A 19,332-nucleotide genomic window follows, 5' to 3' on the forward strand; every position below is an offset into this window, starting at 1 on the left:
AATAAATTTTCTCTTTTGTATTATCGTATACTATGTATCCTTTTACTTTAGGAGAATTTGTTAAATCAAGTTTTTGTTTAGGCACCTCAATACTAACACTTGAGTCCCAACTTCTTAACCTTCCGTTTATATCATGAAGTTCTTCTATATAAGTTTCTCCGTTAATTTGAAGCCCACAGAAATATATACAGTTAGAGTTTACGGTGTTGAAGGTTGAATACCCCATTTTCATACCAATACTTACACTCGTTTTTTCAGCGAGAGTAGTCAAACTTCTTTGCGCTTCCTCAAGAGACTTATTAACTTCGTCAATTTTACTATCTGTTTCAGTCTTATTATAAATAGAATTAGATTCAGTAACTTCAATACGACCTTTTACAAAGACGTTCCCCTCTAAATCCGTATTAAAGATTGTTTCATTATCAATATTTCTTCTGATTAAAATACCTAGAGTAGGATTGACCATAATTGTATTTCTAGGGGACCATACAGATAAACCATCAGTACCTGTAATTTTGACTTTCCCCTCATTAAGTAAATTAAAGGCTCCACCTTTGATAGAGATACCATCTCCATCAATTGTTACTTCGCCAGTTTTAGCAGCAACTAATATACCTTCATCAGACAAAGTTATAATTTCTCCTTCGCCAAACTTGGTTCCGGAACCTATCTTGATATACTTTGCATCAATTCGGCCTGTAGTAACATTACTACCGTTAATCATTGTAGTTTCATTGGAACGATACCAACCTGGGTCCTTTTGATTAACCATAGCCCTTTCAACCTGAATTGCATCAAAATACACTTCAACATTAGCGCTTGATGTTCTGAGTAAAACATCAAGATACGGATAATCCGCTAGAGGCTCTATTGATAAAAACGGTCGAATGAATGAACTTCTACTTGTTGTATGAGTTGCTGACCACTCATCAATAAACTCCCCATTCTGCTTGTATCTTCGTACACCTATCGATACTTGTGCACCAGACATAGAAGGAGAAGTGACATAGGTACTTATAATATGGGAATCTTCAATACCAATAAGTATTTTACTAGAGTTTAGATTTTCATTTTCATTTAGAATTACAGTATTGTTCGCCGAATTCCCCATAATTAGGAGCGATTTTTCACCACTATATGGATATCTTTTAATAACTTGAGAGTTTTCTGCACCAGATAACACTCTTCCCGGCACTTTCCCTTCATCGCACTGTTCAAAAGAATCTAGACTATTTTTTATCAAGTTGTTCTGATAACCAACTAGTAATTTATCCCCTGTGATAGATGCTGAACGCAAATGTTCAGAGGTAATAGTTTCGGCTATAATTTTACTACCATGTAGCTCACTGATTTGGGCACTACCAATTGCCCCCTCAGCAATTACTGCTGAACCTGCTACGATACAATTTGCGGCCAATTGAACTGCAGTAATTGCTCCAGTTGCGATGTGCTCTGTTGTTACCGCTTCAGAAGTAATATGCTTTGAAAAGATTTGTCCAGCCATGATGACTCGACTGTCTACTGCATCTTCTTGAATCTTTTCGTTAGATATTGCATTGTTTTTAATGCCTTCGTTATACACGCCAGAATGGTCGTAGAGGACGGTTGTTCCATCAGCCCCCATAACTACTAAACCGTACTTGTCTGATTGTCCCAATACTTCAGAGACATCTCCAATTTGAACTCTTTTCCGTCTAGTTCCTTCTACATCGACTTTGTCATATATTTTCATTGCATTATCTTGGATTTGTAGGTATCCTTCAGTGCCTGAAATAGTAACTAAACCTGTATCAATGGTACCTGCAGTTAATTTATTGGCACTAACATTAACAATATGTGCATTTATTATTGTTCCTTCTTGAATCAGAGCGCCATCCATGACAGCTTCCCCTACCATAGAGTTAATGGCTGTTATCAAATCTGTTTTTATGATTGCAGATTGTAAATACTGGGTCACTATGGATTGGAATGTACCATTAGTTATTTCAGCTGTCACAGCTTCGATTACAACGGCTTTGATATTGTCTGCTTGGAGATTATCTACTTCTAAGGTTTTTGCTCTTAAAACATCTGTGGTGATTATTAAAGATGTGACATAATCCAAGAAAGCTTCATAAGATGTAACTGAATTTGATGCTTCTACAAAAGCAGCAGTAATCGTCTCAGTTACGTTCGCTCTTTGAAAAGTCGCTTGTTCGGAGTTAATAACGGTGGATGTGATGGTGGTAGTATTGAGGTCTTCAATTTGTGCGTGTCTAACATTGATGTCTACAGAAGAGGAATTTACAGCAAGGACAACATTCCTTTGCATTTGCTCCTTTGAAATATCGCCTTCTAATTTCGAGGCAACAAGATTCTTAATTGAGTTATCAGATATCCTCTGGGTTTCAGTTGAATTAATGTCATTCTTTTTGTTGATAGCTTCAATGACATTTTCTTTCATATTTGTCCATGGAATGTTTATCGGAAGTGAACCGCCATTCTCAGAATCAATCATTTTAGGGTCAATTTTTATTGTAGCTTCGGTATTTAGTAATTGGATAATTTTGTTTATATCATAACTAGATAGAGCTGCCGGTGAAAGTGTACCGTCTTTTATATATTTACCGAGCAGAGATTGGCTCATCCATTCAATATCGTTCATTTGAATTTTCATTCCATCAAATCGAACTGACATATCTTTGTTGATAACTAATTTTACGCCTTTAATAACTCGTTCTATCGAATTATCAGTTGCAAATAAAATAGGGTCCTTCGTCTGCCATGAACCTAAATACTTAGGGAAGTTAAAAATCTTTTCTTCGGCAGTCTGACTAAATTCCCATGGGCCAAAATAGATTCCATCTAAACTGTAAATAAGTCCATACATTTGAGCATAGCTGTACTGGATTTGTGATTCTATCTGAGAAATACCTATTAAAGGAGAACCCATTTTTTTTCTAGCTTCTAGGAATGGTGCCATTTTTAAATCCATTTCAGAACCAAAATACTGTCTATTCCCATAATAAGCAAAATTTGGAATCATCAGAGTCGTGTCAGGTCCCAGTGCAAGAGTTTCTTGTTCAGGATTATATTGCCCGGCTTTATTAGTCGAAAAAAGCTTTTCCCATTCAGATGAATGAATAACTATCTCTAATCCAAGGTTTCTAATCGCCGTAATGATTTCATTTTCTACCGAGCGGGTTGATTGAAATTTCCCGAAATTATATAAGACAATTCCATCGATTCCAGTAGGTTGATATTGCTTTGAAATGGTTTCAGCATCAATATTTGAAAATTTATTTGTCCCTGTATCTACAGTAATAAAAGCTTTCGTTCCTTGAAGCTTTAGTTTTGGAATGAGTGTTGAAGTGAACTTGTGTGGGGATAAGGAGACTTGCGAATACCTAGAAAGTTTTTGAATAGTATTCGTGGTATCTGACAAAGGATATGTAGGATAAAAATAATTGTGTTCTGGAGTTTTTAATTCCTGGATTGAGGCTATATCATTTATTCTCTCATTGATTGTTTTGTTTCCCGAACTATACAGACCAATCGCTTGCTCAACTCTTTGAATTGCTTCTTGGAGTTGATTAATGTCTTCAGCCATAACATAATCGCCGTTAGTATCGCCCTCGTACTCAGCGTTTTTCTTAGGCAAAAATTTGGTATAACTTGATGGATAAATTAGTTCATCTGACATCCATCCACCTCCTAGTAATTATCTTTTTCTATGATTCCCATATGTCCATCGTAAGGAAGCCATTTTCTTTTATCTGAATCATAGTATTCGAGCACAAAAAATTTTAATTCAGGATTATCTCTATATGACCAAGAGACAGATGTGGTGTCTGTCTCTGAATCATATAAATGGACTAATCCACATAGTATATTACTATCCATTTAAAAACACTTCTTTCACTAATATTTGACATATTCAATGATAGGCATTGAACCAAATGCGACGTATTTTCTTACTATTCCTTCTACATCTTGTTCAGAGAATTGTCCTCCATTAGATTGAAGTACACTAGCAGGTATTGATAGAACCAATACGGAATTTCTGTAGTAAGCTAAACCATCAAAGGAGCCAATATCCCAAAATGCTGAGGTCTGTCCAACATATTTTTCTAGTTCCTCTTGAGAGATTTCTTCCTTAATTCCTCCGCCATACTTCCTAGCGTCCATTACGATTAAGTTTTCTACATTTGTATTCTCACGAACTTGAATATTTGCTAAAAGAATAGCTTCAACGTGAGTCTGCTTAACTTTTAGCCATTCTTTTTCTGACAGAGCATGTCTTAGACAGTTTTCTTCGACTTTCGTAATTTCATTAAAGGTAGATGTTGATGGAAGGAGATAGAGAAATATTTGTTTTCCTAGAAGTTTCTCAGTGGGGAGTTCAATGTAGGTAGTTAAACCTTCGATATCTTGTCGACAAGTATAAGTGTGTCCAGTTGTGGGGTTTAAATCGAGGTGATGAAACACTTTGTTATCGTCATCATAGTATCCTTTATACTCTAAGAAATCCTCTTTGTAGATGTACGAAACGTATATTTCATCTTGAAAAGAAATTTCTTTTTCGAGTCTTATTTTTCCTTTTCTAGTATCTGTGTCTGTGTATGATAATTCTTCTTCTAAGTAATACCCGTAATCAACGTATATACGTTGTCTGGTCTCTTCGAAAAAGATAACAGCTCCTTGCTCGTAATCAATATAATACTCTTTGGGAGATATGATAAATTCATTACCAACCTGTTGCCGATACAATCTAGGTTGGGGGAAAGTCATCCAATTTATATTTTTAGAATTGAAAGTAAAATAGTCTCTCGTAGTTAATAGCTCTTCTCCTACTTTCTCATTCACATACTTCCTTTTATATATTTTAAAGTTGTCATGTTTATAAGAAGCATAAAGGACTCCTGATGAAAGTATATTTTTAAAGCCAGTAGATAATTCTGAATCGTTGATTTCAACTAAACCATCTTCAAAGTTTATTTTGTATCCGGAATTTACAATTTTTTCTTCTGATGACTCCGATTCTTTCCAATAAATTGTTGGTAAGAAGTCTTTTCTCCACCAGTTATTTCTAGATTGAAAAATTAATCTAGAGTTGCTCGTAGCAATCAATTCTTCCTTGATTACAGTTTCTTCTCGGATTAAGAGAGGTTTTTTCTGTACTTCAATGGTTTTCCTATCTACGTATGTTGCTAGTTCTGCTTGTACTTTTCTTTCTCCAAACTCTGGATAGAACGCCTGCTTTTTATATTCGGGAATTGAGTATTCATGCTCCCCAATCAAATGTTCCGAATAATAATTTATGCGGCCAGCTTCGTTTAAATCTTTTAATTGACCGACATTCAACCCACTCTTGAAAAAAGACCCATTTGAAACTTGAAGATACCATCTATCTCTTTCATCGGTTGTTCCTGGGTATAATACGTTAATTTTGCGCCGTTCATTGAGCTGCAGGGAATATTTTCTACTTAACAGACGCAGTCCATAAAAAGATGTTGATGCCCGCAATGATACCGTAGAGTGGTAACTATCATATTTTAAATCATCATAATTAATAAGAATGTTTCCGTCAGCACTATAATAATGCTTCTCGATTGAAGGGTCATAGAGCTCAATATTTATGTATTTATTATCTTCTGTATCTAATAAAGAAATTTCATAATAAACCTTTGATTTGTCGGCCCATTCTGCCCCATCATTCATGCTAGGGATTAATGATATTAGCTTATCTAACTCGACCATTTTTTGGTTCTTCGTAATAGTAAACCTGTGTCTTGCAACATTTCCGTATTTTTTTCTATATATAGCACCTTCGTTAGCCCAATGGTATACAATGGCTTTGACTTGTAAGTCTACAGTCACAGGTGTGTTCTCAAGAACAACGTTTTGATTGTCTTGATTCCATTGAGTTATATCAAGACCTTGTGGTTTCGGGTTTACAGCATAAGCATACAGCTCTTCCCTACCATCGCCATCTGGAGTCATCACTACACTATTGTTTAAGATTAGTTCTACTGAATCATAATAGGCTGTAAACGTACCTTCAGTTCCGTGGGCACCTAATCGTATATAAGCTTCTGTATCTGAGTTTAGAGTAAAAGGGATTGTGATTTGTTTCCAATGGAATCCAGTGGCTTCGTTAGGCGCTGCTGCTATCATCGTACCTGAACTATCATAAATACCAACACTACTTCCAATAGGAGTATTGTTTTGAGACGATGCTTTGGTCCAAACTTTCAAGACATAGTCTCCTGGAACCAAGCTTCCTAATTCATATTCCCAAAATGCTCTGGATGAGGCTATTTCAATTCCTAAAGCATAGTTCCCGTTCTTAATTTCTTTAGACTGTTGTGTAAATATAGAAGTAGCACCAGAAAATTTTATTGCGCTCCATGAAGGAATTGCATTTTGATGAGTATTATTCCATGTATCAGTGCCAGATGTAGAAGTTTTCTCAAACTCATTGTTTTCAATAGGAACTTTACTGTCGTTCATAATTTCTACATGGTACATTCCTTCTGCTTTTTTCAGATACTGTGGAACGTAATCTAATAAGTTGTCTTTAACAGTTTTACTCAATATTTTTTTTGCTACAATCTGTGATTGATTGAAATCGTTGAGGTCATCAACATAAACAAGATTGCCATTCTCATCATTGTATTCCTTAATAAATAAGGAATCTCTATGATAAACATGTTCCTTAAAAATCGGTGTTTCAACGTATTTGTTTTCGACTATGTATAGAATATAATTAGTTATAAATTTCAGGGTCTCGGAATTACTAAATAGCACATCTAACATCAAGCCTGCATTTGAAACCACTAAGCGCCCATTATATTGTTTATTTGATTCAATTATGGATGGACCTTGACCGTTATGCTTTAAGTATATTTTCCAATCTTGAACATTTTCTCCATCTAAGAAGTCAATTATTGAATTACTTTTACCAATCATGGATGGATTTGTTAAATTGTAATAGCGAGCTAAAAATGGTTCAGCATCTGGCTCATATGTTCGTGGGTTATCATTTTCTGTTTCACTAAAGTTGATGTTCCGTATAAACTTTATGCCCTCACTATTTATAGGCTTAAAGTTTAAATGATTTCCGTCTTGCGAAGCAGAATCCACGAGTAAAGTTCCGCCAGCCTCAAGAAACGAAATAAAAAATTCGTTATATTTAGACAAGTCCACTTTGCCTTGTCCCGACAAAATAATTAAATCATAATCAAGATAGTGTTCTTTTGGCATGTTTAAATCTGCTATCCAGTATTGGAAATTCGATTTATCGTTGTAGCCAGGACGTCTATGAGGATTGACAAAGGAAATTGATTTTGGAAAGAGAGTATTATCATAGAAAAGTTTCTTTCCAGCTCCAGAAATATTTACTTGATTAATAGTGCTTGTATTTAAGTAGACCAACCCAACTTTCATTTCATATGGATTAATCTCTGTCAAACGTGTTTGTAAGTTCGCTTTAATTTGATAGTCAAAAAAGTGAGCGGTTCTTTCTATGCTGTTAAACTCGTTTGAAGGATTAGGCGCATAAACTCTATATCCCCCAGCCTCGTCCCCTGATATAGAAAAGACTTTCTTACTCATCCGTTCTTGTTCCGATAAGTTAACAAGATTGTCTATGGGCACTTCTTCAAATATACTAGTGAAATTTAGATATTCTGTTGTAGCTATTTGTCTTTTACCATTCCAAAAAGGATAATGAAGCTCATAACTATTGTTTTCTGAATCAAAATCACTATAAATTACTATTCGGTAAGTAAAGGGTTCATTACCTTCCTTTATGAGTTTAATTTTATAGTGCTCGTCTGAAGTTAGTGCTTGACCGTTTTCTTTTGTAACAACTATGCTATTACCTTGATACAACAGTTGGGAATCATTTCCCGTGTGCACTTCTTCAAATCTTTTTGGACTACCCAAGACACTCCCGCCTGAATAGATATATACGTGAGATAGCCTTGCATCAAAAAGATTTCTCGAAGATGCTTCAAAATAAAGTGGTTCCTTAGAACCGCTAAAGACATTATATTCATCTGTAATATCAATATCTGACCTAGGAAATGTGTTTACTCCTTCTTGCGATTCAACCATAAGATTTTCTTTAGTAAAAACCTCATACTGGAACTTTTGTCCTGATGACAACTTGTTCTCTGGAATTTGTGAGGTCAAATCGTTGATAAGTAGATTTTTTTCAGGAGATGGAGTATCTGCTTGGACATAAGCTAAATTAGCTGCATTTCCAGGAAGGTTCTTCCCGACCCGCAGACTATACCCATTTTTTGTATTCATATGTGGCTTTGTAGGCATTAATTATCCCCCAATTCTTTCAATAACTGATTAACTCTAATATTTTCACTTTCACTGTATTGATTCGTTGCAAATATATCCAAGTCTTCTTTTGTTAATTGGCCATTGCCGTCGAAGTCTAGAGCTTCTAATACTTTAGCTGGAATAGAACTTCTTTCGAAATATCTTGATAGATATTCAAATCCCAAAGCAGTATCAGCCAAAACTAGAGTATTTCTGTTCTTAATGGAATTTGTAGTAGGCTTAAGAATAAGTGGTATTTGAATTCCTATTTTTTTTATTCTGTCATAAGCTACAACAAAAACTTTCTTTGTTTTCCTACCAGAGCTTGCGTACAAATAAGGAGAATAATATCTAAAATATAGTCTTCCAGCTGTATTTCTAGATTTCAAAGTATCATAGGAGATTATTGGACGAACATATCCTAGCTCTGCTCCAGTATTTCCTTTTTCATCTACAAGGAAAATATCTATATATGGAGATAGGACTTCATTCCCGTCTTCATCTATAGCCTCTACTATGACTTCCGCAGAATCAAGGCCATTAGCGTGGACCATATCACTAGTGACATTCATCCTAAAGCCGTTAACTTCTTGATTGTTTTGTACAATATACAAAAATCCTTTGTGACGTGGATTGACGATAGGATTTAGTTCAATTTCTTTAGATAATCGAGTTTTAGAGAATCTGTTGCCTTCTTGCACTACATTGATATTAGATTTTGGGTAATCACTAAACTTAATCTGATAACTATCTAAGGCAGATGTCTCGTTGAATTCAACCACAAAACTTCTTTCAAGTTGATATGTCACAGTCAGCACTTCTCCAAGTAAGTCTTCTGACTCTTGTTGACTTAGGGTTAAGAAGACTTGGTTTCCCTCTTGATAGAGAGGTTCTCCCACCAGCTCTCCGTCTTTCTTAGCTACAGTAATTTTGAAATTTGAATCCAAATTTTCATAGGCCAGAACTAGTTTGTAATCTCCTGTGTATTCAAATTCTTCTTTAGTGTATGTCTCGTATTTACCAGTTTCGTAGTCAAAGAAATAATTCCTTCTTAAATCTCCTATATCATCACTTACTAAAATAGGACTACCATCAAGAGGAGCTAAAGAGTTTTCAATAAAAGGATTTTGTTTAAATTGGGTTTTCTTAGAAAAATCGATATATAGTAGAGACCCATTTTGAAGGTTTTGAAGAATATTATCAGAGCATTGCGAGTATATGAAGTTATCGGAAGAAATAAGAAGAGAAATGATTTCCCCCTTAAATAAAGGGGAACTATAGAAATCAATCAAGCCATAATCTTCGTTCATCGTGCCATTCATATTTTGGACTTCGTAAAAAGCGCCGTTATAGCCGACAGCGAGCTTATGGTTATTTTCCTCCCATGTCCAGGCCAAAATAAATTCACCCTGTTTTGAAGGAGCTGGAACTTCAATTTTTTTAGTTACTGCCTTTACTTTACCTGACAATAAACAAAAGGCATTGTTTTCGTAATACAAACTAAAGTTACCAACAGAGCATATTCCAAACGATTCTTGTATTTTTTCTATAACTATCTTTGTTACAAAAGACCCACTTCTACGGTTAATATTGTTTTTCGATGGAATAGTTAAAGTTGAGTTTCTCCTAGTTTCAGAAGTTTCTTTTGTAGGAACATAGTCATGTGTTGTATCTCCCTGTTCTAACTGGAACTTGCTTATATTAGAAATACCTAGATTAGATTTAGAGAATCTAACTTCAATTAGTGCAGTAGCTTCAAATGAGAACGTAATATTTCCTGAACCTTTACTCTTTTTAATCAATAGATTAGGATTTTGAGAAATATCAACTACTTCGTAATTAGATTCTGTATCAGAATAATAAGAAAAAGAATAAACAGAGCCGACATTAAGGGCTAAAACCTTTGAGATATAAGCTTTAAAATTCTCATCATCTGGAGTGGGCAACTTTGAATCATTTCTAATTTCAAATCTATTCTCATCTTCCCTTACAAAAGTAAAATTTGCATTTGGAACAATCGACCATCCTGAAGTCTTAGGTTGACTGATATGGAAATTAGATATAGCTATAGGGGTATAACCTACTAACCCTTCAAATAACGCATCGTTATATACTACATATAAATTGATGCCATTATTCTTGAAGATAAATGCTTTATTTTGATATTCTATCGAAATACTAGCCTTGTTGTTTTCAAACATTTTTGAAAAACTTTGTTTCATTAAAAGTTTAGTTTGTGATGGAGAAACATAAGAGAATTCAACTGTAGCTTCTGTATCAGAAATAAAAATAAACTTTGCTTCATAATACATCCGTTTATTACTCCACTTTGGGATGATAGAAGTTGTAAAAGGATAAGAAATTTTAGTAATATCACATGTGATTAAGGTATTGTCTTTAAATTGTTTAGTGCTTGGGAAAACTATGTTAGTTAAAGTCATAAATGCACCGTCTTTCAGTAACTTTTCTAGATGAACCATAACCTTATAAGTTTCTGTTTGTCTATACAAAAAAAGCAGATATACTATATCTGCTTAGGCTTATATATCAAAATCAAGTTGAAGCTGAGTGGAATCATTTATCCTTTCTGCTTCTTTTAATTGTTTATCAAATGTGAATTTTATTTTATGCCATCTTCGTCTATCATTAGGGTCTTGAATTAACTCTACATCGAGATTCTTAAATATTTTCTTTCCTTTAGGTCCATCGCCTAGCTCTTCAATTGAACGATTAATTATTGTCTTTTTAATATCAGAAGCACTCATATTTGAAGCATTCATAAATTTGACGAAACTATCTCTATCGACTTCATATTCCCCAAGTTCCTTCGCAGCTTTTAGTTTTATATATAGTATCTTTGAGTAAACTCTTCTCAAACTAGCCAACTCAGACATTTCAAATGATGTATAATTTTTTAGTACATTCAAAATTAATGTACGTGCAGCATCATTTGCTTGAGCCATGGTTTCTTGCTTAACTTTATCTACTACAAATAGTTTAAAGAATGGAATAGAAATAAAGGCTTCATCATCATTGCGCCTGAACGTAACACTAGCTATTTTCTGCTGAGATTGGGCTAGCTGCTCATCATACTCTGCAATCGAAACGTTACTTCTGTCATTTGTGTACTTACGAATGAAACTATTCGGTACTTGTATGAAATCAGTACCCTCATCATTCATGATTCCGATAATGGCGTAGAAGGCATCGATTTCCTTAGCTGTAAAAGGAACAACTTTACTTCTACCCGTTCGTTCATCAGTAACCGTTCCTTCGAAGATGATATCAATCATCTGTTCTTGATATTTAATCTGAAGTTCATGATTTATCTTCTCAATAACAACGGCTTTTTGTTCAGAATGCATATAGGAATCCCTCCTTACATGTAAGAATATCGTAGAAACCCTAATAAATCAACTCCAAAACTACCCTTCTATTTTTAAAAAGACTTTTAAAAACTTTTTTATTTTAGGGGTTTCCAACTCTATTAGGATGTAGTAATATGCTAAACCACCCTTTTTATTGGCTTATTTTTACAATTTTGAGCCAAAATCTTATAAATCAGTTTTCTACCCATCTATTTCATCAATAAACGACTTATTCAGGTTTTTACCCTTCTATTTCAGTTTTTTACCCTTGTAATTCAGTTTTCTACCCTTACGATTCAGTTTTCTACCCTTATAAATTATACGGAAATAAAAAAACCAGTTTTTTACCCCTATAAATTTCAGTTTTTTACCCCTATAAATTCTAGATATATTGGTATGAATGCATTTATATAACTCATGAAATCCGAATATAAAACTGCAAACGATTTTAAATAACAGTAAAACAAAACATCTCAAATTAATGGAAAAACCTTTTAAATCCTAAAGTTGCCATTATATCAATGATTTAGGCACTTATCCACATGCTGATACTTCAAAATCTTTCAGTTACTAGACAAATTTATCCACATATCATAAACTATATATAACAAAAGAAAAAACACCTTAGCCGTCAACTAAGATGTTTTTATTGAGAGCATAATCATATATCCGTCTCCCCAGACAATCAATATGCTTTAATCTTTTGTAGTTAACAAAAGATACGCTCTAGTCTTTTTTGTGTACCCTAAGTATACGTCAATTCGTTTAAATTTACAATATTTAAACGTTTATTTGAGTAGCTTTTGTAACAAAATTTTAAGACTAGGCTGTATCAGAAAAATGTTTCTGATACTTTTTTTGTTGCAGAATTACTTAGTCAGTAAGGAAATTAAATAATGGTTTTCGTGAGGATACGCACGTTAAGAGTATCCAAGGGCAGGACATAGCGTTTCCTATTGTTCTGTTCGTCATGGGGTAAAGAATCACAAGCCCCTAGGACCATGACTGGTTCAAGGCTAAGTCAATTGACGGGTGATATGTCAAAGCGTGATAACATTTTGGTAGAGGTAGTAAAATCGATAGTATATGGTACGACTGTAGATACTCACAGACACAGAGCTGATGATTTTCTAGTAAGCGGCTGCTACTATTGAATGGCGTCAAGACAAATGATAAAAAGCGAAAGCTGAAGTTGGAGGGGCGTTTCTAAGCCAACTTTCTGTTAAACAGATAAACATTTGAGACTCAGTCTAAGTCAGGAAACAACGAACGTAGGGCCGCTCAGTCCTAGTTGGTTCTCTATAAAGAGGCAGACTTTCTCCCGGATTCACTGGGGAAAGTCTGCACTCACTTCGGACACCTTCTCGAGCCTTGTTGGAAAAACCGAAAACCAAAAAAAGTTATCCACAATCCGAATTATTTATTCTCATATTTTTGTTCCCATTTCTAACCCTGTTAATAACTTAAGTAAGTTAACACACTATTTCATATGAGGGTTCTATTAATTCTAATGTACTATTTTGAAGGAGGTTGGTTACTTCTTCTTGAAGATATAAACCAGTATCTGAGTATAAAACATTATTAATTATTGGTATTTCTTTATCTTGATATGTTTTACTTACTTGCTCGCTGAAGAGATAATACTCTTGGTCTTGCAAGTAGTAGAAGCCAGTATTGATTTCTGGATACCAGTTCCTTTTGGGATTTTCGTTATTCATAGTCGCATGGAGGAAACTCTTATTTCCATTAGTTTCAATATAAGTTTTAACCCATAAATCATCGTCTTCTACTACGTATTCAACATCAGTTAAGCTGGAGTTAAATCCTGAATATGAAGTTTTATTAGGAAGTTCAATGATGTAATCTTGCGAAGGGGTAACTATTCCTTCAATTGTTTTTACATCTTCTGAACGCCAAATTTTGTCATATCCAATAGATTCTTTATAGTCACTTGTCATAACTACTCTAATTGAATCAATAGTAGAGTATTGGAGTACAACTGTATACTTAGTTCCCATAGCAGGTTCTTTAGATAAATTATGATGAGTTGACCAATCGACATAATTATTTGTTAATTTATAATCGCCTGTTTCGGTTCCTGAAGCTGCAATAGAATGTGGAATATAATTGATTCCATTAGCATCAATTATGCTCAGAATTTTGTTTACTCCTGCATAAGGTAAAGGGTCTTGACCATTTTTTTCTGAACCACGAACTAAAGAAATAGTTATCGGTTCTGAATTGGTGTATGTATAACTTAATGGTTTTTCATCATCAGAACCTAAAGTAATAATATCATCTTTTAGTAATTGTTGGTCTTTACGCTTAACAGAATAAGGAATCAATTCAACTATGTAAGGATTTGTGTTATCAAAAATTGCTTCAGGGTTAATAGCAGGTAGACTAAAATTTGCTGGAATCGTTATAGATGACCCGGCTACTAGAACTTCATTGTTGTTAGATTTTTGTAAATCATAAGAATCAATACCGTATTTTTTAGCAATTGAATCATAAGTGTCGCTATTTTTTACTACATAAGTTGATTCAACACCAGAAGTATATTTTACTTTTTGTGTTCTGATATATGGATGCTTTTTATCGTTTGCATTTATAAATCCAGTATATATTTTTTCCTCTGACGTCCAATCAGTATAAGAGAAGTCATCATCACTTGGTATTTCAGCAATTATATTGTCATTCGAAAGACTATTCCTAATAGATGAATCACTGTAGTAGTTAGATGATAGTTTAAAGCGCAGGTTCACTTTCAAATTAAGAGAAGTATTAGGGAATTTAACTTCTAAACCTTGAGGAAGTTTTCCATTATAAAGTCTTATATTGGGATTAGACTGAACTAAGGTCGTTTGATTTTGACCATACATTTCAGCAAAATCTTTCCAAGTCATAGAAAAAGGAACCAGTTGATATTCGTCTGGCCATCCTGAAATGAATTTAAACCGATATTTTTTCCCGTCGATTAAATCTGGCGTGTAATTTGTAGGTAATTCTATAGATGTTGCATTAGGAAACTGTACAATACCTCCATCATAAGCATAGTGAAATACCAATCGGTTAGGGTCTACTTGTTGAGTAGAAGCAACTGGAGTATCGGCTATGGTGAGAGCTTTGACCTTTTCTATAAATGTATTATCAGTAGCAGATTTAACAACGACATTTCGATTGTTTGCCTCAGTCGTTTTTGATTGAAAATATAGCTCAAGTTGTCCTGGATATTTCGATTTATAATCGATAGATATTTTTCTTTCTGAAGAGGAAATTAGTATTCTGTTTTCAGGTAATATTTGAGCATTAGAGGGCCAGTTAAAATCTGAAGGGTTTACAGTAGCATGTGTAATGCTTTCTTGATTATCCATGATTGCAGATACCTCAGCATTATTTTCTTTACTAGTACTGTAATTACTGTATTTCAAAGTTCCATACATATCTAGAAAATCTACAACAGGTGTTTGAGCATTAGCTACCCTTTCCATTTGAATACGGACGTAAAAATACTGGTTCTTGAAATTGGCTGGTAATGAGAACGTTCTATTTTTATTATTCGGAACATCTGTAATTGTTAATACAGGAGGAATTCCTTTTTCTAAATCATTTTTATTGATGTAGAACTCATATGTAATTTTAGTTCCAGCTGCTTGAAGTGGATAAAAAGATTGGTCATTCCAAGAATTCCAATGAGTATTTTTGGTATTTGCCAGACCGTATTGAGCAGGAGACATTTCCCAAGACATAAGTGATGATTGTTGAATGCCTTTTTTTAGTGCGATTCTGGACCAAGGAGTACCGTAGCTATTTTCTAAACTTGTCCTGTTTACTACATATGGAGCAGATTCTTCTTTCCAATAGGTTGCTTGAGAAACTTGGTCTTTGGTAGGAAATGTATTTTTTGTTGAGGTACTGCGAATTACGGTCTTACATTGAGGGTGTGTTGCTTCCTTCCACTCGACTCTTTTTGCCTTTTTGAAGGTTGTTCCAGCATTCCTTGCTGCGGATGCTAAATCTACTGCACAATACCACCAACCATCGTTAGCATATGTACTCGTATCTCCAGATGATACAGTAATGACATCTACTTCTGGAGTAACAGCTATATCCGAAGTAGCCAACGCCACTTTAGTTTGAACAAATCTCTGTTCACTAACAGATGTAGATGAGCCTGTCCATTCATTAGAAGAACCTATTTGCGTCATATGAATATCCTCATATTCGTTCCAAACTTTATTATCCTTCGAAGTTCTAGCAGCTAATTTAAAGCTTGTAACACGCCCCTTTAGACTCTCTAGTCGAAGTCTTTTCCCATCTGTATTTTTGACTTCAATGTAATACAAATCATAATTAAACTGTTGAACAAACTGAGCTGTTGTAGAAGTATCTATTGTTCCTTCGTAAACAACAGATTTATCTCTAGCTCTTGAAACTCTGATGGAGGCTGTAGAGTAGCCAGTTTTCGAATCGAATATTAAAGTTATCTTGTCAGTTGAAAGATAATATGAAGCGACTGCATTCATTTCTGCAGTAGTTAAATAATTGCCAGATACGGACCAAGATGAAGAAGTAGGCAATTTAGCCCACTCTTCATCTTTTCCGTAATAAATACATTCTGGAAGAGCAATTTTAACTTTGTAGTCAACAGTTCCTGTAAAGGGTTCGTCAGCATCTATAACCTCTGTAGTATAAACTCCTTCAAATGTGTTTGTGTAACCAAAGTATGCTGAACCAAATAAATGTTTCTTAAACTGAGCCATTTACTTCCACCTTTCTATTGGTCAAAATAGGTAACTGAGACTTTCAAATACTTGGTAAACCTCATATAAGCCTTGTCCATTCTGACTTTTTGTCCTTTATAATCTTTGTAGAGTCCAAATCCTGCTGCGTTTCCGTCTACTATTCTTGTTATAAGAGTCTTGGTATTCTTGTCAGTTATTTTAGAAATACCGTTCCTATCAATTTCTACTTCTGACTTCAAAGCCCCGAATACTCCAGGTCTTTCACCACTTCTTTTAGTTGATGTAACATTATGAGAAACCCAATGAATTGGATGTCCAGTACCCCATCCGTGATTGGTACCTTCTCGTTTCAATTCTATTGTTACAGATTGGATTCTTTTATTCTTTAGTGTGTTTCTAATATCAGCTGTATCTATAATATAGTAACCTGTATTTATTCCCCAAGCTTGGTCACTCCAAGACCAGTATCCTCCACCAGTACGCCATTTCCAGCCATATTCGTAGTAGTCAACCCATTCACCCTGAATAACTTCGTTCTCAGTTCTCCATCCTTTATTGTGGGAAGTTTTATACCCATAATAACTTTTGAATGTGTACCCTCCCCTATAAGTTTTAACTCCTTCTAATCCCCATGTTTTTGTTTTAGGGGTACGTTGTTTAGTTCTTATCTGGCACGACCCTTCTGTAAAGCCTGAAATGTTTACAGCTCTTACCGTAATTCTATGGGTTGTGTTTTCGTTTAAGTTCGAAATTCTAGCAGTTAATCCTGTAGTTTTTATGTATTGATTTTTCTTCTTAGCCTCATCGTAGCTATATCCATTATAAATCTCGTAATAATCTGCATGAGCTACAGCTTTCCATTGAACATTTACGAAATTATAATCTCCGGTCCCTGAAGGTGCAGGCTTTCCTGGTTTGGGAGCCTTATTATTCAATGTTACTTTGTTAGAGTAAGCCCATGCCGTCTCGAGACCGGAATTTAAATCTCGAGTTTTTACACGGTATTGTGCAGGACCATAGGTATTATAGGCCAAGGTCTGACTAGCTGTTAGGTTTTTAGTTACTGAAAGCTGAGTCCATTTCCCGCTATTAATTTGCCACTCTACCACGTATTCTTTGGGGCCAGCAGGAATTTTTACAGTAGATGGATAGGACTGATTCTGTGAGCCGATTTCACTGTAATTTCCACGTTTATCTATTGATTGTACTTCTGCAATAAGGTTTACTGGCTGAGTTAAAACATCAAACCACTTGTGCCAATTTAGGCTTAATTTATAGGATTTTGAGTCTGTCTTACTAAATTTCTTTACATCTTCGAAACTCCCAGCGGCTATTCTCAAGACATAAGATTCAATATCTTCTATCGTCCCATCAGAAAAAGAGATAGTTCCTTCAGCTGGAGTAATTGGTTGAACTGACCAATTAATAGTTACATTCGAGGTGAAGTTATCATTTGAAGATGCTGATACATTGACAGTATCGTACATTGTTGGTTGAGGCATTGAAATGGCTACTGAGGACTTGTCAGGACCTAATGTTTGAATGTAATCTAAAAAGTTTTTTATTTTCTCTAAATCAGATACACCTAAACTATCTTCGATGTCTGAAAGAAAATAGTTGTATCCGTTACCTAATTCTTTAACTGTAGCCAAGTGGTTTAAAACAGAAGAAATAATTTCCCAGTCATTTCTACTAGGTATAATCTCTCCGATAAACAGAGTGTTTACTTGAGAAATTAAATTTTGTTCGTTTTCTATCCCTGCACCAGCGTAGTCTTGGATTACTGAAATAAGATTTGTTTTCAGTTCATCAAAAAATATACTTTTGGACGGAACATCACCTTCGAGGATATTATCTGTCCACGATGTTTTTTTCTTAGATACAGGCAATGAAGCAATTATTAATTCTTGAGTTTTACTGGCAATAGCCATTTTGGCTCTTGTAGTGATAGCAGGAGCTTCTTTTGAGAAAGTTAATGTATTTGTACCAGGAGATAATAGAGATGCGTCAAAAGCGATATCAAAGCCAAAAGCTGAGTGTTCATATTCTGGAAATTTATCTTCCAAGTCGGGTCTACTTATACCAACTTCCATGAAAAATGGTTCTAGTTCGCCTATCTTACATCTCAGGTTTGTTGATGGGGTTTCAGATAGATAGTAGCCTGAGACAGTTATAGTATCCGACTCCTCAGCATTTTCAAGAGAGTTTGACTCAATTACAAGTTTTTCTTCTAGCATGCTTTTTCTGACATTGTATATAAGTGAGAAACTAGATTGACCAGAAGACACGAACTCTATTCTTAGGACATGATTTCCTTGTGAAATGTTAGAACCATCAAATGTGAAAGTCCACCCTGGCTCTGAATCCATATACTCTGGATTTGCTAAAGAAATTTTATTAGACTCGATGTTTAACGTTGCATCTCCGATTGGGTTATCATCTAAATAAACTCGAACTCTTGTTTTTGTTGATTTAGATAAGAACCATCCTGTCAAAGTATTACTGGCTTTTATTCCACCAAGGCCAATTCCCGTTGTCATATCTCCAGCCATCCCCGCCCCTTTTCTTGTTATAGCGAGAGTATGGGTTACTTGTCGGCCATTTTCATCTTCGAATAGAAATCTCAAGAGAATATCATCAGTTAAATTAAACGTATTGAAGACAAATTCAAATCCTGCATCAGGTTGATTGTATTCTGGATAAATCTCATGGATGTCTTCTCTGTGTATACCAGTAGTTAAATCGTAGGTTTTATTGTCTATAATAACTTGCTGCCTAACTAACCGTGGGGAGCTTAATGCCCACCCTGTAATAGTTAAGCTATTTCCAACAGATTGACCTGAATAAGGAGAGTCGATGGAAAACAATATTGGTAATTCTTCTTCCAATTTGCACTCCTC

The 19,332-nt window shown here is 34.8% G+C and carries 6 protein-coding genes; all 6 read right to left on the reverse strand.

What is annotated here, in order from left to right:
* Positions 1-3,682 (reverse strand): hypothetical protein (locus A5882_RS18525; RefSeq protein WP_086373415.1); only part of this gene is annotated, 3,682 nt, incomplete at its 3' end.
* Between the two features lie 218 nt (positions 3,683-3,900).
* Positions 3,901-8,316 carry a hypothetical protein gene (locus tag A5882_RS18535; RefSeq protein WP_086373417.1) on the reverse strand — a complete coding sequence of 1,472 codons (4,416 nt, stop codon included), beginning with the start codon at positions 8,314-8,316 and terminating at the stop codon, positions 3,901-3,903.
* Positions 8,316-10,631 (reverse strand): hypothetical protein, encoded by a 2,316-nt coding sequence (locus A5882_RS18540; RefSeq protein WP_139843262.1) that lies wholly within the window; start codon positions 10,629-10,631, stop codon positions 8,316-8,318. Before A5882_RS18540 ends, A5882_RS18535 begins: the two co-directional genes overlap by 1 nt.
* Before the next feature lie 228 nt (positions 10,632-10,859).
* Positions 10,860-11,684 (reverse strand): replication initiation protein, encoded by an 825-nt coding sequence (locus A5882_RS18545; protein WP_086373419.1) that lies wholly within the window; start codon positions 11,682-11,684, stop codon positions 10,860-10,862.
* 1,475 nt (positions 11,685-13,159) lie between these two features.
* A complete protein-coding gene (locus tag A5882_RS18550; RefSeq protein ID WP_086373420.1) occupies positions 13,160-16,450 on the reverse strand; it encodes a LysM peptidoglycan-binding domain-containing protein in 3,291 nt (1,096 codons plus the stop codon).
* Positions 16,451-16,464: 14 nt separating this feature from the next.
* Complete coding sequence (locus A5882_RS18555) at positions 16,465-19,320, reverse strand: fibronectin type III domain-containing protein (protein ID WP_086373421.1); 2,856 nt, start codon at positions 19,318-19,320, stop codon at positions 16,465-16,467.
* Positions 19,321-19,332: the final 12 nt, after the last annotated feature.

This window comes from Enterococcus sp. 4E1_DIV0656 (genome assembly GCF_002140695.1).
GTDB lineage: Bacteria > Bacillota > Bacilli > Lactobacillales > Enterococcaceae > Enterococcus_D > Enterococcus_D entomosocium.